At 72.7% G+C, this 22,827-nt stretch carries 20 protein-coding genes; 10 read left to right on the forward strand and 10 right to left on the reverse strand.

Annotation, left to right across the window (positions count from 1 at the left end):
- The first annotated feature begins 34 nt into the window (after nucleotides 1-34).
- Nucleotides 35-1,300, forward strand: coding sequence for an MFS transporter (locus IE140_RS07085; protein ID WP_093441879.1), 1,266 nt, complete (start codon nucleotides 35-37; stop codon nucleotides 1,298-1,300).
- A 33-nt stretch (nucleotides 1,301-1,333) separates the two neighbouring features.
- Here the strand turns inward: IE140_RS07085 and IE140_RS07090 are convergent, their stop codons facing one another.
- Nucleotides 1,334-2,074 (reverse strand): SDR family NAD(P)-dependent oxidoreductase, encoded by a 741-nt coding sequence (locus tag IE140_RS07090; RefSeq protein WP_150193676.1) that lies wholly within the window; start codon nucleotides 2,072-2,074, stop codon nucleotides 1,334-1,336.
- Between the two features lie 104 nt (nucleotides 2,075-2,178).
- On the opposite strand from IE140_RS07090, the gene IE140_RS07095 reads away from it, so the two are divergent.
- Complete coding sequence (locus tag IE140_RS07095; protein WP_150193675.1) at nucleotides 2,179-2,802, forward strand: TetR/AcrR family transcriptional regulator; 624 nt, start codon at nucleotides 2,179-2,181, stop codon at nucleotides 2,800-2,802.
- On the opposite strand, the gene IE140_RS07100 is transcribed toward IE140_RS07095, so the two are convergent.
- Both IE140_RS07100 and IE140_RS07105 read right to left on the reverse strand, forming a co-directional pair.
- Nucleotides 2,799-4,310 carry a carboxyl transferase domain-containing protein gene (locus IE140_RS07100; protein ID WP_150193674.1) on the reverse strand — a complete coding sequence of 504 codons (1,512 nt, stop codon included), beginning with the start codon at nucleotides 4,308-4,310 and terminating at the stop codon, nucleotides 2,799-2,801. The two genes, IE140_RS07095 and IE140_RS07100, sit on opposite strands and share 4 nt — an antisense overlap.
- Entirely contained in the window at nucleotides 4,303-5,823 is a 1,521-nt protein-coding gene (locus tag IE140_RS07105) for an acyl-CoA synthetase (RefSeq protein ID WP_150193673.1), read from the reverse strand. The genes IE140_RS07100 and IE140_RS07105 overlap by 8 nt, the downstream gene beginning before the upstream one ends.
- 328 nt (nucleotides 5,824-6,151) lie before the next feature.
- On the opposite strand from IE140_RS07105, the gene IE140_RS07110 reads away from it, so the two are divergent.
- Nucleotides 6,152-8,641, forward strand: coding sequence for a PQQ-dependent sugar dehydrogenase (locus tag IE140_RS07110; protein ID WP_150193672.1), 2,490 nt, complete (start codon nucleotides 6,152-6,154; stop codon nucleotides 8,639-8,641).
- Entirely contained in the window at nucleotides 8,638-10,818 is a 2,181-nt protein-coding gene (locus IE140_RS07115; protein ID WP_150193671.1) for a glycoside hydrolase family 99 protein, read from the forward strand. The genes IE140_RS07110 and IE140_RS07115 overlap by 4 nt, the downstream gene beginning before the upstream one ends.
- A 60-nt stretch (nucleotides 10,819-10,878) precedes the next feature.
- Here IE140_RS07115 and IE140_RS07120 read toward each other — a convergent pair whose 3' ends face one another.
- Nucleotides 10,879-12,111 carry a nitrate/nitrite transporter gene (locus tag IE140_RS07120; RefSeq protein ID WP_093441894.1) on the reverse strand — a complete coding sequence of 411 codons (1,233 nt, stop codon included), beginning with the start codon at nucleotides 12,109-12,111 and terminating at the stop codon, nucleotides 10,879-10,881.
- Between the two features lie 115 nt (nucleotides 12,112-12,226).
- On the opposite strand from IE140_RS07120, the gene IE140_RS07125 reads away from it, so the two are divergent.
- Nucleotides 12,227-12,658 (forward strand): Lrp/AsnC family transcriptional regulator, encoded by a 432-nt coding sequence (locus tag IE140_RS07125; protein WP_006124231.1) that lies wholly within the window; start codon nucleotides 12,227-12,229, stop codon nucleotides 12,656-12,658.
- A gap of 33 nt (nucleotides 12,659-12,691) precedes the next feature.
- On the opposite strand, the gene IE140_RS07130 is transcribed toward IE140_RS07125, so the two are convergent.
- The 3 genes from IE140_RS07130 to IE140_RS07140 form a co-directional block, all read right to left on the reverse strand.
- On the reverse strand, nucleotides 12,692-14,131 hold the full coding sequence (locus IE140_RS07130; protein ID WP_189460299.1) for a sensor histidine kinase: 1,440 nt from the start codon (nucleotides 14,129-14,131) through the stop codon (nucleotides 12,692-12,694).
- Between the two features lie 137 nt (nucleotides 14,132-14,268).
- A complete protein-coding gene (locus IE140_RS07135) occupies nucleotides 14,269-15,306 on the reverse strand; it encodes a rod shape-determining protein (protein WP_093441897.1) in 1,038 nt (345 codons plus the stop codon).
- 134 nt (nucleotides 15,307-15,440) lie between these two features.
- A complete protein-coding gene (locus IE140_RS07140) occupies nucleotides 15,441-16,010 on the reverse strand; it encodes a hypothetical protein (RefSeq protein WP_150198568.1) in 570 nt (189 codons plus the stop codon).
- A gap of 124 nt (nucleotides 16,011-16,134) precedes the next feature.
- On the opposite strand from IE140_RS07140, the gene IE140_RS07145 reads away from it, so the two are divergent.
- The gene (locus IE140_RS07145; RefSeq protein ID WP_189460198.1) at nucleotides 16,135-17,046 is read left to right on the forward strand and encodes an SCO2400 family protein; all 912 of its coding nucleotides are present in this window, start codon (nucleotides 16,135-16,137) and stop codon (nucleotides 17,044-17,046) included.
- A 17-nt stretch (nucleotides 17,047-17,063) separates the two neighbouring features.
- Here IE140_RS07145 and IE140_RS07150 read toward each other — a convergent pair whose 3' ends face one another.
- On the reverse strand, nucleotides 17,064-17,495 hold the full coding sequence (locus IE140_RS07150) for a MarR family winged helix-turn-helix transcriptional regulator (RefSeq protein WP_032776036.1): 432 nt from the start codon (nucleotides 17,493-17,495) through the stop codon (nucleotides 17,064-17,066).
- Between the two features lie 139 nt (nucleotides 17,496-17,634).
- On the opposite strand from IE140_RS07150, the gene IE140_RS07155 reads away from it, so the two are divergent.
- The 4 genes from IE140_RS07155 (at nucleotide 17,635) to IE140_RS07170 (ending at nucleotide 20,725) form a co-directional block, all read left to right on the forward strand.
- Nucleotides 17,635-18,654 carry an NADP-dependent oxidoreductase gene (locus tag IE140_RS07155; RefSeq protein WP_150195245.1) on the forward strand — a complete coding sequence of 340 codons (1,020 nt, stop codon included), beginning with the start codon at nucleotides 17,635-17,637 and terminating at the stop codon, nucleotides 18,652-18,654.
- Between the two features lie 107 nt (nucleotides 18,655-18,761).
- On the forward strand, nucleotides 18,762-19,190 hold the full coding sequence (locus IE140_RS07160) for an organic hydroperoxide resistance protein (RefSeq protein ID WP_006124225.1): 429 nt from the start codon (nucleotides 18,762-18,764) through the stop codon (nucleotides 19,188-19,190).
- A gap of 84 nt (nucleotides 19,191-19,274) precedes the next feature.
- Nucleotides 19,275-20,120 (forward strand): EI24 domain-containing protein, encoded by an 846-nt coding sequence (locus IE140_RS07165; protein ID WP_150195247.1) that lies wholly within the window; start codon nucleotides 19,275-19,277, stop codon nucleotides 20,118-20,120.
- Entirely contained in the window at nucleotides 20,117-20,725 is a 609-nt protein-coding gene (locus IE140_RS07170; protein WP_030577685.1) for a LysE family translocator, read from the forward strand. Before IE140_RS07165 ends, IE140_RS07170 begins: the two co-directional genes overlap by 4 nt.
- A 24-nt stretch (nucleotides 20,726-20,749) precedes the next feature.
- Here IE140_RS07170 and IE140_RS07175 read toward each other — a convergent pair whose 3' ends face one another.
- Complete coding sequence (locus tag IE140_RS07175; RefSeq protein ID WP_150195249.1) at nucleotides 20,750-21,769, reverse strand: aldose epimerase family protein; 1,020 nt, start codon at nucleotides 21,767-21,769, stop codon at nucleotides 20,750-20,752.
- A 5-nt stretch (nucleotides 21,770-21,774) separates the two neighbouring features.
- Entirely contained in the window at nucleotides 21,775-22,677 is a 903-nt protein-coding gene (locus tag IE140_RS07180) for an SGNH/GDSL hydrolase family protein (protein WP_176741777.1), read from the reverse strand.
- Between the last annotated feature and the right edge of the window lie 150 nt (nucleotides 22,678-22,827).

Consider the following 22,827-nt stretch of genomic DNA (forward strand, 5'->3'; position numbering starts at 1 on the left):
GATCCGTCGGGAAGGTGCGTGGCTACCATCCCCTGTGACCGAATCAGCCGAACCGCGTGCACGACGCACCCCTATACTCGCCGACCTCACGCCCCTGCGGACCTCGCCCGACTACCGGCGGCTCTGGTTCGGGAACACCGTTTCCTGGATCGGGCAGGGCATGACGGCGCTGGCGGTCTCGCTTCAGGTCTACGACATCACCGGGTCCGCGTTCTCCGTCGGGCTCATCGGGTTCTGCTCGCTCGTGCCGCTCGTCGTCTTCGGGCTCTACGGCGGGGCCGTCGCCGATACCGTCGACCGGCGCAAGCTCGGGCTGTTCAGCGCCGCCGGGTCGTTCGGGCTCTCCCTGGTCCTGGTGGCGGCGACCGTCGTCGGCGTCGAGCAGGTCGGGCTGCTGTACGCGATCGTGGCCCTCCAGGCCGTCTGCTTCGCCCTCAACGCCCCGGCCCGATCCTCGATGATCGCCCGGCTGCTGCCGGCCGAACAACTGCCCGCGGCCAACGCGTTGACGACGATGACCGGTACGACGGGCACGCTCGTCGGCCCGATGCTGGGCGGGCTGATCGTCGGCTGGTGGGGGTACCGGGCCGCGTACACCGTCGACGCCGTCTGCTTCACCGCCTCCCTGTACGCGATGTGGCGCATGCCCTCGATGCTGCCCGACCGCAAGGACGGCGAGGCGGGCAAGCGGGCCTCCGTCCTGGACGGGCTGCGGTTCCTCGGGACCCGGCCGAACCTGCGGATGACCTTCTTCACCGACCTGTGCGCCATGGTCCTCGCCCACCCCCGCGCCCTCTTCCCGGCCGTCGCCGTCCTCTGGTACGGGGGCGACGCGCGGACCACCGGCCTGCTCGTCGCCGCCCCGGCCCTCGGTGCGCTGCTCGGCGGGGTGTTCTCCGGCTGGCTCGGCCGGATCCGGCGGCACGGACTCGCGATCCTGCTGGCCGTCGGTTCCTGGGGCACCGCCATCGCCGTCTTCGGACTCACCCGCAACCTCTGGCTCGGGCTGTTGTTCCTGGCCCTCGCCGGCTGCGCGGACACCGTCTCCATGATCTTCCGCAACACGATGCTCCAGGCGGCCGTGCCCGACGAACTGCGCGGCCGCCTCCAGGGCGTTTTCATCGTCGTCGTCGCGGGCGGGCCCCGGCTCGGCGACTTCCTGGCCGGTTCGGCCGCCGACCTCGCCTCACCCGCCGTCGCCGTCACCGGCGGCGGCATCCTGTGCGTGACCGCCGTGACCCTGCTCGCGCTGAAGTGGCGCGCCTTCGCCCGCTACGACGCCCGCGACCCGCAGCCGTAGCGGACGGAGGAAGCCGTAGCGGACGACGGGCCGTCAGGCCGTGTACCCGCCGTCCACCGCCAGCGTGGTGCCGGTGATCCACTGGGCCTCCGGGCTCGCCAGGAAGGCCACCGCGTTCGCGATGTCCACGTCGGCCCCCATGACCTTCGCCGCCGTCCTCAGACGCTCCGCCTCGGCCACGTCCGTACCCGCCGGATTCATGTCGGTCACCGTGGGGCCGGGGTCCACGATGTTCGCGGTGATCCCCTTGGGCGCCACGTCGTGCGCCAGCCCCTTGGTGAAGCCGACCAGTGCCGACTTGCTCATCGCGTACAGCGCCACGTTCGGCACGGGCACGCGGGCGCCCCAGCAGCTTCCGATACTGATGACCCGTCCGCCGTGGCCCATGTGGGGGAGGGCGGCCTGGGTCGCGAGGTACACGGCCCGCACATTGACGGCGAGTGTGCGGTCGATCTCGGCCAGAGGCGCCTCTTCGACCGGGCCGAAGGGGAAGACCCCGGCGTTGTTCACCAGGATGTCGAGCCGGCCGAACGCGGCCGCCGTCTTCCCGACGGAGTCCGCGACGGCAGCCGGGTCCGCGCTGTCGGCCCGGACGGCCACCGCCCTGCGGCCCAGCGCCTCGATCGCCGCCACGACGTCCGCCGCCTTGTCGGCCGCGTTCACATAGGTCAGCGCCACGTCCGCGCCGCCCTCCGCCAGCCGGAGAGCGGTCGCGGCGCCTATGCCGCGGCTTCCCCCGGTCACCAACGCCGCTCTGCCTTCGAGCTGAGACATCTCGTTCCTTCCGTCGCCAGGGTGAGCTATTTTTAGGTTGAACGATCTAAAAATACACACCGGGCAGACTGGGTTGGCACGAACTCCCTTACGAGAAGGTGGATATGGCCGAAAGAGGACGACCGCGCGCGTTCGACCGCACGGTGGCGCTGCGGGGTGCGATGGAGGTGTTCTGGGAGCTCGGCTACGAGGGCACGAAGCTCACCGACCTGACCGGTGCCATGAACATCAACTCCGCCAGCCTGTACAACGCCTTCGGTTCGAAGGAGCAGCTGTTCCGCGAGGCCGTGGAGCTCTACGGCAGCACCACGGGCTCGGCGACCGCCCGCGCCCTGCGCGAGGAGCCGACGGCCCGGGCCGCCGTCGAGGCCATGCTGCGCGGGAACATCGACATCTTCGCCGACACGGACACGCCCAGCGGCTGCATGATCGCCCTCGCCGCCGCCAACTGCGCCCACCAGAACAGAAGCGTCGCCGAGCATCTGGCCGGCCACCGCCGGAGAACGGTTTCCGAGCTGGAGGAGAGGCTCGAACGAGCTGTCAGAGAGGGCGAGTTGGCTCCGGGGACCGATGTCCGATCCGTCGCCGACTTCTACGCGACCATCCTGTACGGACTCTCGATCGAGGCGCGCGACGGCGTACCCGTGGAGCGGCTCCGCTCCACCGTGGACCGGGCCGTAGGTCTCTGGGACGCCCTGGTGCGCCCTGATCCGAACGAAAGGCCCTAACCGACGATCGAGAGTGCGAAGCCCAGTTCCACGAGGTCCTGCGGGCGCAGCCGCAGTTGGTCGGCCGTCGCGCCCGTCTCCGACGGCGGTCGCTTGAGGATCGCCGCGGCCAGCTCCGGGGCGATGACGGAGAAGTAACTGTCCACCGTCACATGGGTGTTCTCCGGTGCCGCGAGCGCCAGTGCCCCGCCCGAACCGCCCTCTCCGATCACCAGCGTCGTCACCGGGACCCGGGCCGCGGCGATCGCCGCGAAGGTGTCCGCGATGGCCGCGCCCGCGCCCGCCCGTTCCGCCTCGGCGTCGTTGGCCGCGCCCGGGGTGTCGACCAGCGTCAGGACGGGAACGCCGAGCCGGTCCGCCAGCCGGATCGTCCGGGCCGCCGCGCGGTATCCGGCCGGGCGGGTCGGCGTACCGCACTGGGCGACGTACGCCACGGGCTGCCCGTCCGCGCGCAGCCCGAGGCCGCACAGCAGCCCGGGGTCCGTGGCGCCGGAGCGGTCCCCGTGGAGGGGGAGCCGTACGGCGAAGTAGTCCGCCAGATACGCCTCCGCGCGCGGCCGACGCGGATCGCGGGCCCGCGCCACCGCCTCCCGCCCGGTCCCGGGGAGCGGGGCCACCGCGCCTCCGCCGGCCGCCGATCCCGTACCGGCAGCCGATTCCGTACCGGCTCCCGCCGTCGTACCGACTCCGGCAGCCGATTCCGTACCGGCTCCCGCCGTCGTACCGACTCCGGCAGCCGATCCCGTACCGGCTCCCGCCGTCGGCTCGGCCCCCGCCGTCGGCAGCGCGCGCGGCACCGGAGCCGCGGGCAGATCCTCGTGCGGCCCGAGCGCGCGCAGCCACTGCGTCACCGTGGCGGCCAGCTCGTCGGCCGGGACGACCGCGTCCACCTGGCCCGCCGCGAACTGGCCCTCGGCGCTGTACGCGTACGGATCGGCGTCCGGCGGCCGTACCCGGGAACCGGCGAAGCCCACCTGCGCGCCCGGCAGCGCCAGCACCACGTCCGCGCCCGCCCCCACCGTGGCCCAGCCGCCGCCGGTCGTCGGATCCCGGACCACCGCGATCTGCGGGAGCCCGGCCGCGCGGAGCCGGGTGGAGGCGGCCGCCACCCGCTGGAGCTGGGTGAGCGCGACCATGCCCTCCTGCATCCGGCTGCCGCCCGTGGCGACGAGCGCGAGGAGCGGGAGGCGGCGGGTCAGGGCCAGCTCGTACGCGGCCGCCAGCCGGTCTCCCGTGTTCCGGCCCAACGAGCCGCCCAGGAAGCCGAATTCGAAGGAGAGCAGGGCACATGGGCGGCCTCCGACGACCCCGGTGCCGTACACCACGGACTCTTCCTCGCCGGTCCGGGCCGAGGCACGTTCCCGTGCCGCGTCGTACCCGGCCCAGCCGAGCGGGCCGTCCGGCGGCAGGGGGCGCGGCGGCGGGCGGTGCTCGGTGAAGCCGGCCGCGCCGGTGAGCAGGGTGATCGCCTCACGAGCCGTCGCGCGGGGGGAGTCGGCGTCAGGCACGGAGCGACCTCTTCATGATCTTGCCCAGGTCGTTGCGGGGCAGCGCGTCCAGGTAGCGCACGGTGCGCGGGCGCTTGTGCGGGGCCAGTTGGGCCGCCACCCGGTCCGCCAGCTCCTCGGGGGAGGGTGGGGAGCCGGGGTCCGTCGCGACCACCCAGGCCACGACCCGCTCGCCGAGGTCCGGGTCCTCCTCGCCGGTCACGGCCACTTCCCGGACTCCGGGGTGCGCGAGGAGCACGTTCTCGATCTCGCCCGCGCCGATCTTGTAGCCGCCGCTCTTGATCAGGTCGGTGGCCTTGCGCCCGACGATGGTGACGTATCCGTCCGCGTCCACCGTGCCCACGTCTCCCGTACGGAACCAGCCGTCCGCCGTGTGGGCGGCGGCCGTGGCGTCGGGCCGGTTCAGATAGCCGGTGAACAGGTTGGGGCCCCGGACCTGGATCTCGCCGATGGCGCCGGGTTCGTCGAGCACCGTGCCGTCCTCCTCGGCCAGCCGCAGCTCCACGCCCGCGAGCGGCGGCCCCACCGTGCCCGGGCGCGGTGCGCCGTCCGCCCGGATCCCCGTGTTCATCAGGGTCTCCGTCATGCCGTACCGCTCGATCACCCGCCGCCCGGTCGCCGCCGCGATGCGCTCGTGGTCGTGCACGGGCAGCGCCGCCGAGCCGGAGACCAGCAGCCGTGCCCCGCTCAACGCCCGGGTCAGGGACTCCCGTTCGGCTTTGCTCGCCGATCCGGCCAGCACCTCCGCCAGGCGGTGGTACATCGTCGGTACGCCGAACAGCATCGTTCCCCCGGACCCCAGCTCACGGGCCACGCCATCGGGTGAGAACTTCCCCAGGTGGCGCACGGAACCGCCGCGCCGCAACGGGCCGAGGACGCCCAGGATCAGCCCGTGGACGTGGAACAGCGGCAGCGCGTGGACCAGGACGTCGTCGCCGGTCCACTCCCAGGCGTCCTCCAGCGCGTCCAGGGACGCGGCGACGGCCCGGCGGGGCAGGACGGCCCCCTTGGGCGGGCCGGTGGTGCCGGAGGTGTAGACGATCAGGGCGGGGTCCTCGGGGCCGGCCTCGCCGGTCTCGTACACGTCGGGGCCCGCCGCGCCCGCCTCATGCGCCGGAGAGCCCGCCGGGGCTCCCGAGGCCGCTGCCGCCCGCGCGTCCACCGTCACCCGCCGCAGCTTCTCCAGCGCCGGGGGCAGCTCGTCGTCCGGGCCCGCCAGCACGGCCGTGGGCTCACTGTCGCCCAGGATGTGCGCCAGCTCGCGTTCGCCCGTACGAGGGTTGAGCGGCACCGCCGGAACCCCGGCCCGCAGCGCCGCCACCACCGCGATCACCGTCTCCGGCGTCGGGGTGGCCCAGACGGCGACCCGGCCCGCGTCCGCGATCCGGGCGGCGAGGGAGTCGGAGGCCCCGGCGAGCAGGCCGTAGGTCAGGGAGAGGTCACCGAAGCGGACGGCCTCCCGGGAGGCTGCCGGGCCGGTGGGGGACTGGAGCGCGGGAAGAAGGAGGGTCACGCCCGGCAGCCTAGAGCTTCGGGGCGTGCCTGCCCCGGACCCGGAGACCGATGAGGGCAGCGTCACCCCAGGTCGGCCCTTTCGGAGGGTCAGCCCCCTCCACCACATGGCTGCACGGAGCATCGAACCGCAATTTCGACACAGCATTGACAAATTAATTTTGCGTTGCCAGCATGCAAAAAGCTTGCCCAGTAGGCGAGTTGGAGCGCTCTCTCCAGGGAAAAAACCACCCGCACCCGAGCGACCGAGCCTCCCCCTGCACGTCGCAAAGCGCGACCGCGCCTTGCCTGACAGACCCCACGTACCGTCAGGAAGGAACCGCCCGGCCATGTCACCCGCACCCCCACGGTGGTCCAGATACGCCACCGCCCTCGCCGCACTCCTCGCGGCCACGCTCGCCGTCCCCACCGCAGGACCGGCCCTCGCCGCCGACCCCGAGACGCGAGCCCCACGCGTCGCGGCCGACATCCCCGCCGCCGACTACCAGCAGGTCCAACTCGCCCTCGGTGCAGCCGAACTGGGTGAAGCCATGTCGCTCGCCGTGCTGCCCGACCGGTCCGTGCTCCACACCGCCCGCGACGGCACGGTCCGGCTCACCGACGCCGGAGGCTCCACGAAGACGGCGGGCAAGCTCGACGTCTACACCCATGACGAGGAAGGCCTCCAGGGCATCGCCGTCGACCCGGGTTTCTCGACGAACCGCTACGTCTACCTCTACTACTCCCCGCTCCTGGACACCCCGCCCGGCGACGCCCCCACCACCGGCTCGGCCGCCGACTTCGAGCCGTGGAAGGGGCACCTCAACCTCTCCCGCTTCGTCCTCAAGGCCGACGGTACGCTCGATCTCGGCAGCGAGAAGGTCGTCCTGGAGGTCGAAAGCGACCGGGGCCAGTGCTGCCATGTCGGCGGAGACATCGACTTCGACGCCGCCGGAAATCTGTATCTGACCACCGGCGACGACACCAACCCCTTCGAGTCGGCCGGCTACGCCCCGATCGACGAACGCACCGACCGCAACCCGCAGTTCGACGCCCAGCGCTCCTCCGGCAACACGAACGACCTGCGCGGCAAGCTCCTGCGCATCACGCCCACGGCGGACGGCGGCTACACCGTCCCGGCGGGCAACCTCTTCGCGCCCGGCACCGCGAACACCCGTCCCGAGATCTACGCGATGGGCTTCCGCAACCCGTTCCGGATGTCCGTCGACAAGAGGACCGGAGCCGTCTACATCGGCGACTACGGCCCCGACGCCGGAACCACCGACCCGAACCGGGGCCCCAGCGGCCAGGTCGAGTTCAACCGCGTCACCGAGCCCGGCAACTTCGGCTGGCCGTACTGCACGGGCACCAACACGCCCACGGAGACGTACGGCGAGTACACCTTCCCCAGCGGTCCCGCAGGCGCGAAGTACGACTGCGCCTCCGGCCCCGCCAACAACTCCTTCCGCAACACCGGTCTCGCCACCCTGCCGCCCGCCCAGCCCGCCTGGATCCGGTACGCCGGTGACGCCGGCTCCCCGCCGGAGTTCGGCGGCGGTTCCGAGTCCCCGATGGCCGGGCCCGTGTACAACTTCGACGCGGACCTCGACTCCGCCGTGAAGTTCCCCGCCTCCCTCGACGGCCGCTTCTTCGCCACCGAGTACGGCCGCAAGTGGATCAAGCCGGTCGAGGTCGAGGCCGACGGATCACCGGGGACCATCGACACCTTCCCGTGGACCGGCACCCAGGTCATGGACTCCACGTTCGGACCCGACGGCGCGCTCTACGTCCTCGACTACGGCACCGGCGCCAACAACCAGGCCCTGTACCGCGTGGAGTACCTCGCGGGCAGCAACCGATCGCCGGTCGCCAAGGCCGCCGCCGACAGGACCTCCGGGCCCACCCCGCTCGCGGTCTCCTTCTCCTCGGCCGGCAGTGCCGACCCCGAGGGCGGAAACCTCACCTACGCCTGGGACTTCGGCGACGGGACCACCTCCACCGACCCGAACCCGAGCCACACCTACACCACCGCCGGGACCTACAACCCGACCCTGACCGTCACCGACCCCGAAGGCCTGACCGGCACAGCGAGTCTGGTCGTGACGGCGGGCAACACCGCGCCCACGGTCACCCTCACCACCCCGGCCGACGGCAGCCTCTTCTCCTTCGGTGACTCCGTCCCCTTCACCGTGACCGTCAGCGACCCCGAGGACGGCACGGTCGACTGCTCCAGGGTCAAGGTCACCTACCTCCTCGGCCACGACAGCCACCGTCACCAGATCACCTCGAAGAACGGCTGCTCCGGCACCATCGACGTCCCCGTCGACGGGGAGCACGACAGCGCCGCCAACATCTACGGGGTCTTCGACGCCGAGTACACCGACGCGGGCGGCCTCACCACGCACAGCGACTCCATCCTCCAGCCCCGCCACCGCCAGGGCGAGCACTTCGCCGCCCGGAACGGCATCGAGATCGCCCCGCACGGATCCGCCGAGGGCGGCGCGGCGGTCGGCTACACGGACGACGGCGACTGGGTCTCCTTCGAGCCGTACGTCCTGTCCAACGCCACTTCCATCACCGCACGGGTCGCCTCGGGCGGCGCGGGCGGCACCCTGGAGGTACGGGCCGGGTCCGCGACGGGCACCTTGCTCTCCTCGCTGCCCGTCGCCCCGACCGGCGGCTGGGAGAACTACGTGGACGTCACGGCCGACGTGGACAACGCCCCCGCCGGATCCACCGAGTTGTTCTTCGTCTTCACGGGCCCGACAGGTCAGGGCAGCCTCTTCGACCTGGACGCCTTCACCTTCAGCACCCAGGGAGCGCAGGTGAACGACCGATGAGACGATCCCGTACCCGTACCCGTACCCGTACCCGGCTCGCCTGCGCCGTCGCTCTCGCCCTCGGGGCCGCCTTCCTGAGCCCCGGCGTACCGAGCGCCGCAGCCGCCGACCCGTACCAGGTCCTCGTCTTCTCCAAGACCGCCGGATTCCGCCACGACTCCATCCCGGCGGGCATCGCGGCCCTTCAACAACTGGGCGCGGAAACCGACTTCACCGTAACCGCCACCGAGGACGCGACCGCCTTCACCCCGGCGAACCTCGCCGACTACGAAGCCGTCGTCTTCCTCTCCACCACCGGCGACGTCCTCAACGACACGCAGCAGAGCGCCCTGAAGGGGTACGTCGACGGGGGCGGCGGATTCGTCGGCGTACACGCGGCCGCCGACACCGAGTACGACTGGCCGGAGTACGAGGACCTGGTCGGGGCGTGGTTCCAGAGCCACCCGGCGATCCAGGAGGCCCGCCTCACCACCGAGGACCACGCCCACCCGGCGACCGCGCACCTGGACGACACCTGGACGCGGACCGACGAGTGGTACAACTACCGCTCCAACCCCCGCGACAGCGTCCACGTACTCCAGTCCCTCGACGAATCCAGCTACAGCGGCGGCGAGATGGGCGGCGACCACCCCATCACCTGGTGCCACGAACAGCAGCAGGGCCGCTCCTTCTACACCGGGCTCGGCCACACCACCGAGTCCTTCGCCGACCCGGACTTCCGCCAACTCCTGCTCGGCGGAGTCCAGTACGCGGCCGGAGCCGTCGAGGCGGACTGCACAGCCGGCGACCCGGGCCCGGACCCGGGCGACAGCGCGGAGGCGGAGGCGTACACCTCCTCCTCCGGCGTCCAGAGCGCCGCCCACGGTTCGGCGAGCGGGGGAGCCACCCTCGGCTACATCGACGACGGCGACTGGGCGGGCTACTCCTCCCTCGACACCGCCGGGGCCACCGCCTTCACCGCCACCGTCTCCTCGGCCGGCGCGGGCGGCACGATCGAGATCCGCTCCGGCTCCGCCACCGGGCCGCTCCTCGGCTCCGTGGACGTCGCCCCGACCGGCGGGTGGGAGACCTTCACCGAGGTCACCACCACGCTGACCGCCGGGACGGGCCCGCTCTTCCTGCGGTTCACCGGGGGAGCGGGCGCGCTCTTCGACGTCGACCGCTTCACCCTGACCCGCGCCCCGGCCACCGAGGACGAGGGCTCGTCCAACGTGCACCTCTTCTACTACCCCTGGTACGGCACGCCCGAGGGCCCGGCGGGCAGCTGGCGGCACTGGCAGCAGGGCGGCCACACCCCGCCCGACGCCATCGGCGCCGACCTCTACCCGAAGCTCGGCCCGTACGACTCCGGGGACATCACCGGAGCCGTTGATCAGCACATGCGGTGGGTCAAACGGTCCGGCGCGGGCGTCATCGTCTACAGCTGGTGGGGGCAGGGTGGTTACGAGGACGGCCTCGCCGGTGACGTGATGGACGCCGCCGCCCGCCACGGCATCGAGGTCGCCTGGCACATCGAGCCGTACGGCGGCCGCACCGCCGCGTCCGTCGTCGACGACATCGCCTACCTGGAAGAGAAGTTCGGCGACCACCCAGCCTTCTACCGGGACGCGGCCCACGGCGACCGCAACGCCTACTACATCTTCGAGAGCCTGAAGATCCAGGACTGGTCGGCACTCGACGCCGTGAAGGACACCGCCATCGTCCTCGCCCAGACCACCGACACCAGCAAGGTCGACCACTTCGGCGGGATCTACACCTACGACGGCATCGCCGGCGCCACCGCCCCCGGCTGGAAGAACGCGGGCGACTACGCCAAGGCCAACGGACTCGTCTGGGCCCCCTCGGTCGCCCCCGGCTACATCGACGACCGGGCCGTCCCCGGCAACACCACCCCCACCCTCGGCCGCGAGGACGGCGCCTCCTACGACCTGGAGTGGAACAACGCCCTCGCCCCGGCCATCGGCGGCGACCCAGCCTGGGTCTCCGTCACCTCGTTCAACGAGTGGCACGAGGGCAGCTCCATCGAACCCGCCTCCTCCACCCCGCCCCCGGGCCACGGGTACGAGACCTTCGAGGGGGCGTACGGAAAGACCGGGGAAGCCGCCGAGACGGCCTACCTGGACCGGACCGCGTACTGGGCGGACCGGTTCGAACAACAGCTCCGGCAGCGCCGGTAGCCCGCACACGAACGGCCGCGTTCCGGCGGGAACGCGGCCGTTCTTCCGTACCCGGTGGCGCTACTCGTCGCGCTGGATGTTCCGCATCCGCCCGTATGCGTACACACACCCCGCCAGCGCCAGATCGGACAGCAGCATGAAGCCGATCGCGTAGGAGTCCTTGGCGCTGTAGATCGCGCCCATCACCAGCGGCGGCACGAACCCGCCGAGCCCGCCCATCGCGCCGACGATGCCCGTCACACTGCCCACCTTCGGCTGCGGCGTCACCTGTGAGACCAGGGCGAACACACTGCCGCTCGCGGTGCCGAGCCCGGCCGCCATGGCCAGCAGCGCGATCGTGCCGACCGGGTTCAGCGGCGGCTCGAAGGCCTGCACGATCGCCATCAGCGCGGCCAGCAGCAGCGCCACCGAGGTCACCACCGCCGGGTGGATGCGGTCCGAGAGCCAGCCGCCGACCGGCCGGAAGACCACCGTGACCAGGGCGAACCCGGCCGCCTTGGTGCCCGCTTCGGTCGGCGACATCTCGTACCAGGTCTTCAGATACGTCGGCAGATAGACCCCGAACGCCACGATGCCGCCGAAGCCGATCGCGTACAGCGCCGACAGCTCCCACGTCACCCGCAGCTTCCCGGCCTCGCCGAGCCGGTGCGCCAGCGTGTCCGTGGGGATCTTCCGGTCGGGGTGGTCGCTGATCAGGACGGCGCCGAGCAGGGCGAACACCACCAGCGCCCCCGCCACCACCAGGAACGGCAGGTTGTCGCCGTGCTTCGCGATGCGCGGGGTGAAGTAGCCCGACAGCGCCACCCCGCCCATGCCCATGCCGAACACGCCCAGTGCGAAGCCCCGTTTGTGCGGCGGGAACCACGCGTTGACCAGCGGAACGCCGATCGCGAACGTCGTCCCGCCGAGCCCGAGGAGAAAGCCGACCGCGAGCATCGCCCCGTACGAGTTCTTCGCCGGGATCAGCAGCAGTACCGGCACGATCGTCAGCGCGGAGACCAGCGGGAACATCAGCTTCGCGCCGTACTTGTCGGTGAGCGCCCCCACCGGGATCCGGCCGAGCGACCCCACCAGCACCGGCACGGCCACCAGGAACGACTGCTGGAACGAGCTGAGTCCCAGCCGGTCCTTGTAGTCCCCGGACATCGGCGCGATCAGATTCCACGCCCAGAAGGTCAGCGCGAAGCCGACCGTCGCCAGGACGAGATTGCGGTACGCGGCCGGGGACGGCGCCGCTGCCGCCGGGGCGGGAGAGGCGGGCGGCTCGGGGGACTGCTTGACAGAGGTGTCCACACCAGCAAGTCAAGGGCTCGGGACACAGCACGGCCCGTCGGACTGCGCCGACCGGGCGACAGCGCCGCCCCGGGCTCCCTCAGCCGATATCGCCGCAAGCTGGGACAATCGCCGTATGGATCGGCTCGACAGGGAAATCCTCGGCATTCTCCAGGAAGACGCCCGGATCTCGTACCGGGATCTGGGCGTACGCGTCGGACTCAGCGCCAACGCGGCGGGTGACCGGGTCCGCCGGATGCGCCGCGACGGGGTCATCCGGGGCTTCACCGTCATCGTCGACCCGGCCGCCGACACCCGTTCGGGCCTGGTCGTCTTCATCGATGTGACGCTGCGCCTCGACACGACCAACGAGGAGTTCGAGCGCTCGGTGCTGATGCTGCCGGGGATCACGGAGGTGGTGCACGTGACCGGCGGCCACGACTACCTCCTGCGGGCCACCGCCGCCGACCCGGGGGCGCTGGACAGCCTGCTGCGCCGGCTGAAACGGGAGGCGGGCGTCGCCCACTCCAACACCCGGGTCGCGCTGCGGGCGGCGCCGAAGCACTGAGGCCGGGGCCGCAGCGCTGAGGGCGGCCCGGGATCAGATCGGGGCCTGCCAGGTCACCGTCGTCGGCCGGCCGTCGTCCTCGCCGCGCCCGTCGTCCGCGACCACCAGCCGCACCCCGCTCCGCCCGTCCGGCAGCCGGACCGGGGCGTCCACCTCCACCTCGATGGCCGAGACCCCGGGCCTGCGGTGCGCGGCGGCCAGCGCCCCGCGCAGGGCGGCCAGCAGCTCCCGGCCCGCCTCCTCGCCCACCAGCGCGTCCACGGCCCCGGTGAACTGCACCGACGGCGGAAAGCCCAGCAGGGCCGCAGCGCCCCCGGTCTCCCGCAGCACCCGGCCACGGAAGGTGCTCGGGGCCGCGGCGGGCGGCTGCTGGAGCGCGAAGATGGCGGTGCGGACCTCCTGGATGGTGGAGTCCAGCTCGTCCACGGCCCGCGCCAGCAGCACCCCGGCCTCCGCCTGCTCCTCCGCCTCCCCGCCGCCCCCGGCCTCCGCGGTGCCCCGGTTCTCCTCCTCCGACGCCGCCCGCCGCCGGGTCGACTCCAGCATCATCTCGGTGGCGAAGAGCCGCTGGACCACCAGATCGTGCAGGTCACGGGCGATCCGGTCGCGGTCCTCGTACACCGCGAGCTGCTCCCGGTCGGCCTGCGCGTCCGCCAGCACCAGGGCGAGGGCCGCCTGCGAGGCGAACTGGGTCGCCAGCAGCCGGTCCAGATCCGTGTAGGGGCGCTCGCCGCGCCGCCGGGGAAGGGCGAGGGTGCCGATGAGCCGGCCGCCGCTCTGCAGCGGCAGCATCATGCTCGGCCCGAAGCGGGAGCGTACGCCGGTGGTCATCCGGGGATCGGTGGCCGAGTCGTCGATGAAGACCGGTTCGCCGCCGAGCAACTGCACGAGCACCGGCGAACCGGGCTCGATGACCGTGCCGACGATGCCCGCCGGATCGTCCGGCGTCGAGGCGGTGACGATCTCCATCCCGCCCTCCTCCGTCGGCTGGAGGATCACCCCGGCCGACGCGTCCGCCAGCACCCGGGCCTGCTCGGCCACCGTCATCAGCGCGTCGGCCGCGTCGGTACCGGTCAGCAGGGCCGTGGTGACGGCCGCCGCGCCCGCGATCCAGCGCTCGCGCTGCCGGGCCGTCCCGTAGAGCCGGGCGTTGCCGATCGCGATGCCCGCCTGGGCGGCCAGCACCCGCAGCAGACCCAGGTCCGTGTCGGTGAACGGCCCCGGCCGCTTTCCGGCGACGTAGAGGTGGCCGAACACCTCGGTGTGGACCACGATCTCCGCCCGGAGGAAGCTGCGCTCCGTCTCCGCCGTTCCGGCGGCGTACAGCGCGTCGATCCGGTCCCGGTCGGGTTCCAGCACCGCCAGCGCACCGTGGCGGGCTTCGGTGAGAGCGGTGGCGGTCTCCACGATCTGCTGGAGGGTGGAGCCCAGATCCAGATCGCTGCCGACGCTGAGAACCGCCTCCAGCAGCATCGGCAGCCGCCCGACGACAGCGGCATCGGACTCGGCCGGTCCGGACCGGGCCGGTCCGGGCTGAGCCGGGCCGGTGTCGGCAGGGCCGGTGCCGGCCGGTCCCGGCTCCACGGTCCCGGGCGTCCGCGCCGACGCGCTCACCCCGCCAGCGGGTTGAGGACCATCGGCTGGATCTTGCCGTCCAGCATCGCGCCCAGGCCGAGCACCGAGCAGACGTCGGGGCGCTCCGCGATGTGCACCGGCATCCCGGTCGCGTCCCGCAGCATCTGGTCGAGGCCAGGGAGGAGCGCGCTGCCGCCGACCATCATGATCCCGCGGTCCGCCAGGTCGGCCACCAGGTCCGGCGGGCAGTCGCGGAGCACCTTGCCCACCCCGTCGAGCACCGCGGTGAGCGGGGTGTGGATGGCCTGCCGTACGGCGGCGGTGTCGACCTGGACCGAGCGGGCCAGCCCGGTCGCCACGTCCCGGCCGTGGATCTCGGTGAGGGCGGGGCCGGTGAGCTGGAGGCCGTTGCCGTGCAGCGCCAGCTGGAGCGGGCGCACGGACTGGCTCGGCAGCAACAGCTCGTGTTGCTGGCGCAGATGCTGGATGATCGCCTCGTCGATCGCGTTGCCGCCCACCGGGATCCGTACGGCGGTCACGATCGAGCCGAGCGAGAGCACCGCGATCTGGGTGGTGGCGGCCCCGCACACCATGATCATGGTGGCGGTCGGCTGCTCGACCGGCAGCCCGCAGCCCACGGCCGCCGCGATCAGGGTGTCCACCAGCTCGACGCGGCGGGCGCCGAGCCCGACCAGGGTCTCCACCGTCGCCCGCTGGGCCAGCGGATCGGCCTCGTGCGGGGTGCAGGCGGCGGCACGCAGCCGCGGCTTGCGGCGCAACTGGCGGCGGAGCTTGTCGCCCAGCAGATGACGCAGCATCCGCTGGGCCATCTCGATGTCGACCACGGTCCCGCCGGAGACCGGGCGGGCCACCCGGATGTACTCCGGGGTGCGGCCGGTCATCTGCTCGGCGAGCGCGCCGACGGCGATGAGGGAGCCGGTGCGGGTGTTGACGGCGGCGACGCTCGGTTCGTCGACGACGAGCCCGAGCCCCTTCACGTACACCCGGGTCCTCGCGGCCCCGAGGTCGACGGCGACATGGCAACGCTGCAACTGCTCAAGGCTGACGGTCACGGCGATTCTCCCGAGCGCGCGGATGGAGGGGGCACCGGCGGGCGGCCGGTCTCTCCTTGCATGGTCGCGCTGTCCGGCCCGTCGCGCGCGTTGAGATGCGCCGGAAGGGGAGCGGGAGCTGACGGCTCCTCAGCTCAGGGGCTCGGCAGCAGCCGCTGGAACAGCCCCCAGGTGAACTCGGCGACCCGCTCCCGGCCGGACTCGGGATCCGTGACGGCCAGCGCCCACCGGGTCGGGGCGCTGCCCTCCATCGGCCGGGCCGGGGGAAAGGCCCGGGCCGCCTCGTCCACGGTGCACGACCAGGGGAGCAGATCCGTTACGGAGGTGAGCTCCGGGCCCGCCGCGCCCGGGGCCCGGACCAGCCACTCGTTCCAGACGGCGCCACCGGGACCGGCCATCACCTCGAACCGCAGATCGGGCCAGAGCGGCACCGGCCACAGCAGCGCCTCGCACTCCAGGTCGCCGACCCGGCGCGGCAGGATCAGTTCCGGTTCGCCGAGGACCGCGCGGTAGCGCCGCAGCGATCCCCGGCCCCGGGGCGCCCGCACCATGGCCTGCCAGCGGCGGTTGGCCTCCCGCATGTCGGCGAGGGAGGCGCTCAGTTCGTGCCGGGCGTCCTCGGCCAGGCCGGGCTGGAAGTCGGCCATCCGCCGCAGCAGGACGAGCTGGAACTGGAGCGGGCCGAAGGGGGCGGGAGTGCTCATGCCGCCCATCCTCCCGCGTGTCAGGCGTATCGGACCGGCTGTCCCCGGAATCCCGGCTTCCTCACACAATCCTCACCTGGGCGGGTTCCCCGGTTGTTCCGCGCCCGCCTAACCTGCGGGCGCCATGGATTACTGCCACCCGTGCCGACGGCATCTCAACGGAGCCCTGGCCTGCGCCGGGTGCGGTACGCCCGCCGAGGCGCTGGGCCCCTACGCGATGCCCGCGGCCGCCGGTTCCGTCCCGGACGAGCCGTACGGGACGGTCGCCCCGGCCGACGAGACCGACGGCCCGCGCCGCACGCGGAGGGACGCCCGGCGCGAGGCCGGGAGGAAGTCCCGGCGCGGCCCCGCGGGCGAGGCAGGGCGGGAGCCCCGGAGCGAGCCCGATGCGGTGTCCCGCCGCAGCGTCGCAGTCGAGGCCGGCTCAGGGGCCCGCAGCGGCACCGCGGGCGAGACCGGTCGGGCCTCCCGGCGCGAGGTCGCCCGTGAGCCCCGCCCCGGCTCCCGGCGGCGGGCCCGCGGCACCCACCGCAGACGGGGCCGGACCGTGCTGCTCGGGGTTCTCGGGCTGCTCCTCGCGGCGGGCGCCCTGAGCCTGGCGGAACTGGCCCTGGAGCCCGGGCGGGACGACACCGCGGCCGACTTCGTCAGCGACGCGCCGGCCGACCCGGCCGAGCCCGAGCCCGCGGACACCTCCGCCGACGCACCCCTCGATCCCGGCCCGGTCGGCTCCCCGGCAGGGGCGGCCACCGGCCCCGGCACGGACGCGAAACCGGCGGACGCCCGCAGCGACAGCCCGGACCCGTCCGGTTCGCCCAGCCCCACCGCCTCCACCGCGGACGAGCCCACCGCCTCCCCGGACCCCGGCGAGGCGGACCCGTCCGAGGCCCCGGACAGCACGCCCGCCGACCCGCCGGGCCCGGGCGACCCGGAGGAGCCGACGACCGCGCCCGCACCCCCGCCGCCCCCGGCGGAGCCGACGCCCAGCCCGACCCCGTCCCCGACCTGCACCCGCTTCCTCTGGTGGTGCACGTAGGCAGGTGAGCGCGACGGCTACGGGGCCTCCTCGCCCAGCATCCGGCGCAGCAGATCCCGCAGCACCGTGCGCTCGTCGTCGGAGAGCCCGGCCAGCGGCTCCCGGGCGAAGTCCAGCGCGTCCCGCAGCTCACGGGCCGTGCGCCGGCCCTGGTCCGTCGCCGCGGCCAGCTTCACCCGCCGGTCGGCCGGATCGGGCCGGCGCTCGACCAGGCCCCGGGCCTCCAGCCGGTCGATGATCCCGGTGACGTTCGACGGCTCGCACTTCAGCCTGACGGCGATCTTCCGCATCGGCAGGGGCTCCAGCGAGAGCAGCCCGAGCACCCGTGCCTGCGCGCCCGTGAGGGAGTGCTCGGCGGCGGCCCGGTCGTACTCCTCGTGGTAGCGCGCCACGACGGTGCCGATGAGCTCGACGACCTCGAGGGTCAGGGTGTCTGTGCGAGTGGCCATGGACGACAGCGTACCGATTTACTTGACATCATGAAATATTCAGGAGCATGGTTGTTTCATGTCATGAAGCTTTTCGTGCCGTGCTCGCACGGCGCGGAGGCTCACCCCCCCCGTAGGACATTGAGGAGAACCCGAGCCCATGTCTGCAGCACTTCCCACGTCCAGCCGCGAATGGCACCTCGTCGCCCGCCCGCACGGCTGGCCCAAGGCCGAGGACTTCGCGCTGCGTGAGGCCGCGGTGGCCGCTCCGGCCGAAGGCCGCATCCTCGTCCGCAACAAGTACTTCTCGGTCGACCCGTACATGCGCGGCCGGATGAACGACGTGAAGTCGTACACCCCGCCCTTCAAGCTCGACCACCCCATGGACGGCGGCGCGGTCGGTGAGGTCATCGCCTCGAACGCCGAGGGCTTCGCCGTCGGCGACCACGTCCTGCACGGTCTCGGCTGGCGCGAGATCGCCTCCCTGCCCGCCAAGCACGCGGTGAAGGTCGACCCCGACGTCGCCCCGCTCTCCGCCTACCTCGGCGTGCTCGGCATGCCCGGACTCACCGCCTACGCGGGCCTCTTCGAGGTCGCTTCCTTCAAGGAGGGCGACGCGGTCTTCGTCTCCGGCGCGGCCGGGGCCGTCGGCAGCCAGGTCGGCCAGATGGCGAAGCTCAAGGGTGCCTCCCGGGTCATCGGCTCCGCGGGCTCCGACGAGAAGGTCAACCTCCTCGTCGAGGAGTACGGCTTCGACGCCGCGTTCAACTACAAGAACGGGCCGGTCCGCGACCAGCTCAAGGCGGCCGCCCCCGACGGCATCGACGTCTACTTCGACAACGTCGGCGGCGAGCACCTCGAAGCCGCGATCTCCTCGCTCAACGTGCACGGCCGCGCCACCATCTGCGGCATGATCGCGCAGTACAACGCCACCGAGCCGACCCCCGGCCCGAACAACATGGCGATGATCATCGGCAAGCGGCTGCGCCTCCAGGGCGTCCTGGTGAGCGACCACTCCGACCTCCAGCCGCAGTTCGTCCAGGAGGTCGCCGGCTGGCTGGCCTCGGGCGAGCTGAAGTTCCAGGAGACCGAGGTCGAAGGCATCGAGAAGGGGTACGACGCGTTCGTCGGCCTGCTGCGCGGCGAGAACACCGGCAAGATGATCGTCTCCCTGGTCTGACCCGCCTCCTGCCGTCTGCCGGACGCGGCCACGCGTTAGGCTCATCCGCAGGCCGTCGCGATCGTGGGCGCGAGTCGCGGCGCACCAACCGGAGGAATCGTCACACCATGACCATCCAGAAGATCGACGTCGCCTACACCGCCGTCGCCACCGCCGAGAACGGCCGCGACGGCCGGGTCTCCTCCGACGACGGTCAGCTCGACGTCGTCGTGAACCCGCCGAAGGCCATGGGCGGCAGCGGCGCGGGCACCAACCCCGAGCAGCTCTTCGCGGCCGGCTACAGCGCGTGCTTCCAGGGCGCGCTGGGCGTCGTCGCCCGCCAGGAGAAGGCCGACATCTCCGGCTCGACCGTGACCGCCTCGGTCTCCATCGGCAAGACCGAGGCCGGCGGCTTCGGCCTGGAGGTCGCGATCAGCGCCTCCATCCCGAACGTCGACGCCGCCACCGCGCAGGCGCTCATCGAGAAGGCCCACCAGGTCTGCCCGTACTCGAACGCCACCCGCGGCAACATCAAGGTCGAGCTCTCGGTCGCCTGACCGCCAGGGACTCCACGCGCGAGGACCGCACCCCACCCCGGGGTGCGGTCCTCGCCGCGTCTCCCACGCCGTACGCTGACGCCCATGAGTGATCTCGGGGCGGGTTTCGGTTACTTGATGAAGGGGCAACGGTGGGTTGCCCAGCACGGACGATGGTTCGGCTTCGGGCTGCTGCCCGGACTCGTCACCCTCGTCGTCTACGCCGGAGCGCTGATCGGACTCGGCTACGGGGCCGACGACCTCGTCGGCTGGGCGACCCCGTTCGCCGACGACTGGTCCTCACCCTGGCAGGGCATCCTGCGCACCGGGCTGACCGCGCTCGTGTTCGTCTTCGGCCTGTTCCTCGCGGTCATCACCTTCACCGCCGTGACCCTCCTGGTCGGCCAGCCCTTCTACGAGTCGCTCTCCGAGGAGGTCGACCGCAGTGAGGGCGGCGAGGTCCCCGAATCCGGACTGCCGCTCTGGCGGGAGCTGTGGATCTCCGCCCGCGACTCCGTACGCATCCTGCTGCGCGTCGCGCTGTACGGGATCATCCTCTTCGCCTGCGGTTTCATCCCGGTCCTCGGGCAGACCGTGGTCCCCGCGATCGGCTTCTGCGTCTCCGGCTTCTTCCTGGCCGAGGAGCTGACCGCCGTCGCCCTCCAGCGCCGGGGCATGGTCCTGGGGGACCGCCTCGTCCTGCTCCGCGGCCGCCGGATGCTGGTGCTCGGCTTCGGCGTCCCGCTGGTCCTCGCCTTCCTGATCCCGTTCGTCGCGGTGTTCCTGATGCCGGGAGCCGTCGCCGGGGCCACCCTGCTCGCCCGCGACCTGGTGGACCCGGCTCCGGCTCCGGCTCCGGCTCCGGCTCCGGATCCGGAGCCCGGTCCCGGACCCGGGCCCGGTACCACCGGCAGCGGTGACGCTCCGACGCCCCGGGCATGGTCCGCGTGACCGAGCTGCTGGCGGTCGCCGCCATCACCGTCCTCGCGGTCGTCTCCCCGGGCGCCGACTTCGCGATGGTCGTCCGCAACAGCTATCTCTACGGGCGCACCACCGGCGTCCTCGCGGCCGCCGGGGTCGCCGCGGGCGTCCTGGTCCACGTCACGTACACGATGCTCGGCGTAGGACTGCTCATCGCCTCGTCCACCGCCCTGTTCACCGCGGTCAAGCTGGCGGGCGCCGCCTATCTGATCTACATCGGGGTGCGCACCTTCCTGGCCCGCGCCGACCTCGACGTCGACCTGTCGGACCGGCCGGGGCTCTCCCCGTTCGGGGCGCTGCGCAGCGGCTTCCTGACCAACGCCCTCAACCCGAAGACGACCCTGTTCGTCGTCGCGACCTTCACCCAGGTCGTCGGCCCGGACACCGCGCTGTGGCAGCAGGCGGGGTACGGGCTGTTCATGTCCGCAGCCCACCTCGGCTGGTTCGCCCTGGTCGCCCTGTTCTTCTCGCACTCCCGGCTGCGCGGCGCGATGCTGCGCCGGCAGAAGGCGCTGAACCGTTCGATCGGCTCGGTCCTGGTCGGCCTCGGCGTCACCCTGGGCCTGGCCCGCTGAGCGGAGCACCGTACGAGGAGCGTCTCAGCGCACCGAGAACGCGTACACGGTGCGCGAGGCGAACTCCTCGCCCGGCCGGAGGACCGTCGACGGGAACTCCGGCCGGTTCGGCGAGTCCGGGAAGTGCTGCGTCTCCAGCGCGATCCCGGCACACGGCCCGAACGGCCGCCCGTCGAAGTGGTCGGCCGTGTACAGCTGGAGCCCCGGCTCGGTGGTCCGTACGGTCAGCACCCGCCCGGACCAGGCGTCGTACAGCTCGGCGGCGACGGCGTCCCCGCCCCGGGCCCCCTCGTCCAGCACCAGGTTCTGGTCGTACCCCGCGCCCACCGCCCGCGTCCGGCGGAAGTCGAACCGGGTCCCGGCCACCGGCGCCACCTCACCGGTCGGCACCGACGCCCCGTCCACCGGGGTGAAGTACCCCGCCGCGATCCGCAGTTGCTGCCCCAGCGCGCTTCCGCTGTCCGCGCCCGCCAGGTTCCAGTACAGATGGCTGGTCGGGTTCAGCACGGTCGGCGCGTCGGTCACCGCCCGGTAGCCGAGCACCAGGGCCCCGCCCGGCTCCAGGGTGTACGTCACCGAGAAGTCGAGCCGCCCCGGATACCCCTCGTCCCCGTCCGCCGAGACCAGGGACATCCGCACCCCGCCCGGCACCGCCACCGCGTCCCACACCCGCTTGTCGAAGCCCCTGGCCCCGCCGTGCAGATGGGTACCACCCTCGTTGGCCGTCAGCCGGTGCGTACGCCCGTCCAGCTCGAACGACGCGCCCCCGATCCGGTTCGCATACCGCCCGACCACCGCGCCGAAGTAGGGGCCCGGGAACTCCTCGTACCCGCCGACATCCGGTAGCCCCAGCGCCACCGGGGCCCGGGAGCCGTCCCGGCCCGGCGCCTCCACGGACTGCACGATCGCGCCGTACGTCAGGATCCGCACCCGGACCCCGTCCCGCTCCAGCGTCCACCGGCGCACGGGCGTCCCGTCCGCGAGAGCGCCGAAGTCCTCCGCCTGTACCGCCGTGTCCGTGTCCGTGCCGCTGGTCATGGTCATCGACCCTACGCGGGCGGCTCCGCGGCCGTGACGTTGCGGTAGGCGATCTCCGCCAGCCGGGCCTGGCCGTCGCGGCTCGGGTGGAACCAGTCCCACGGGCTGAGCTGCGTCCCGGTGAACCGGAAGTCGAACACCGCCCCGCCGTCGTAACGGCAGTATCGATCCTTCGCACAGACGTCCCGCAGCACCTCGTTGTACGCCACCACCCGGTCCTGCACCGCGTCCCGCCGGGCCACGGCGGCGGGCCCGAGATCGTCCGCGTCGGCCAGCATCGACTGGCAGATCCCGAGGTCCCAGATCTTCTTGCCCAGCTCGTTCACCCGCCCCGTCGACCAGAGCCGCTTCAGGTCCGGCACGCTGGAGACGTACACCTGCGCCTTCGGCGCCCCCGCCCGCAGCTGCCGCATCGACGCCTCGAACGACGCCCGGAAGTCCGCCACCGGCGTCATCAGCCGCACCGAGTCCCGGCACGCGTCGTTCGCGCCCGTCATCACCGTCACCAGCTCCGGCCGCTCCTTCGCCGCCCGCGCCATCTGCTCGGGCAACTGCACCATCCGCGACCCCGACACCGCGAGGTTCCAGCTCCGGTCCGCCGCCTTCGACGGGCCCAGCAGCCGCACCGCGAGACTGCGCACGGTGTCGTCCGTGCCGGTCGCCCACGACACCTCCGGGCAGTCGGCCAGCACCGAACAGGCGTCGAAGCCCCGGGTGATCGAGTCCCCGACCGCCGCGATCGACCCCGGCCGGGGGTTCCAGTCCGGGGTGGGGGAGGGGGAAGGCGAGGCACTGCGCGAGGCCGCCGGCGCGTTCTGCGACACGCCGCCCTCCGGGCCGCCACCGGAGCATCCGGCCAGCGCCGCCACGCCTAGCGACGAGAGCGCTGTCAGCGCGGCGGCAGCGGTACGCATCCGTGGGCGTGTCGCACGCTCCGGCATCGGTCGGATCCCCTCCGGTCAACCTGTGGCGTATGCCTCTGGACATGCCCCCGGCAAGCACATGATCCCCTGGTCGGGGCCGTGCGCGCCCTGCCAGGTGAAACCCGGCGAATCAGGGGCCTG

The organism is Streptomyces parvus, assembly GCF_014648875.1.
Lineage (GTDB): Bacteria > Actinomycetota > Actinomycetes > Streptomycetales > Streptomycetaceae > Streptomyces > Streptomyces parvus.

Bases quoted from the DNA above. Each gene is read 5' to 3' on its own strand.
- IE140_RS07090 (WP_150193676.1), bottom strand. From the start codon at position 2,074: ATGTCTCAGCTCGAAGGCAGAGCGGCGTTGGTGACCGGGGGAAGCCGC.
- IE140_RS07095 (WP_150193675.1), top strand. From the start codon at position 2,179: ATGGCCGAAAGAGGACGACCGCGCGCGTTCGACCGCACGGTGGCGCTG.
- IE140_RS07110 (WP_150193672.1), top strand. From the start codon at position 6,152: ATGTCACCCGCACCCCCACGGTGGTCCAGATACGCCACCGCCCTCGCC.
- IE140_RS07115 (WP_150193671.1), top strand. From the start codon at position 8,638: ATGAGACGATCCCGTACCCGTACCCGTACCCGTACCCGGCTCGCCTGC.
- IE140_RS07125 (WP_006124231.1), top strand. From the start codon at position 12,227: ATGGATCGGCTCGACAGGGAAATCCTCGGCATTCTCCAGGAAGACGCC.
- IE140_RS07130 (WP_189460299.1), bottom strand. From the start codon at position 14,131: ATGCTGCTGGAGGCGGTTCTCAGCGTCGGCAGCGATCTGGATCTGGGC.
- IE140_RS07140 (WP_150198568.1), bottom strand. From the start codon at position 16,010: ATGAGCACTCCCGCCCCCTTCGGCCCGCTCCAGTTCCAGCTCGTCCTG.
- IE140_RS07145 (WP_189460198.1), top strand. From the start codon at position 16,135: ATGGATTACTGCCACCCGTGCCGACGGCATCTCAACGGAGCCCTGGCC.
- IE140_RS07150 (WP_032776036.1), bottom strand. From the start codon at position 17,495: ATGGCCACTCGCACAGACACCCTGACCCTCGAGGTCGTCGAGCTCATC.
- IE140_RS07155 (WP_150195245.1), top strand. From the start codon at position 17,635: ATGTCTGCAGCACTTCCCACGTCCAGCCGCGAATGGCACCTCGTCGCC.
- IE140_RS07160 (WP_006124225.1), top strand. From the start codon at position 18,762: ATGACCATCCAGAAGATCGACGTCGCCTACACCGCCGTCGCCACCGCC.
- IE140_RS07165 (WP_150195247.1), top strand. From the start codon at position 19,275: ATGAGTGATCTCGGGGCGGGTTTCGGTTACTTGATGAAGGGGCAACGG.
- IE140_RS07175 (WP_150195249.1), bottom strand. From the start codon at position 21,769: ATGACCATGACCAGCGGCACGGACACGGACACGGCGGTACAGGCGGAG.
- IE140_RS07180 (WP_176741777.1), bottom strand. From the start codon at position 22,677: ATGCGTACCGCTGCCGCCGCGCTGACAGCGCTCTCGTCGCTAGGCGTG.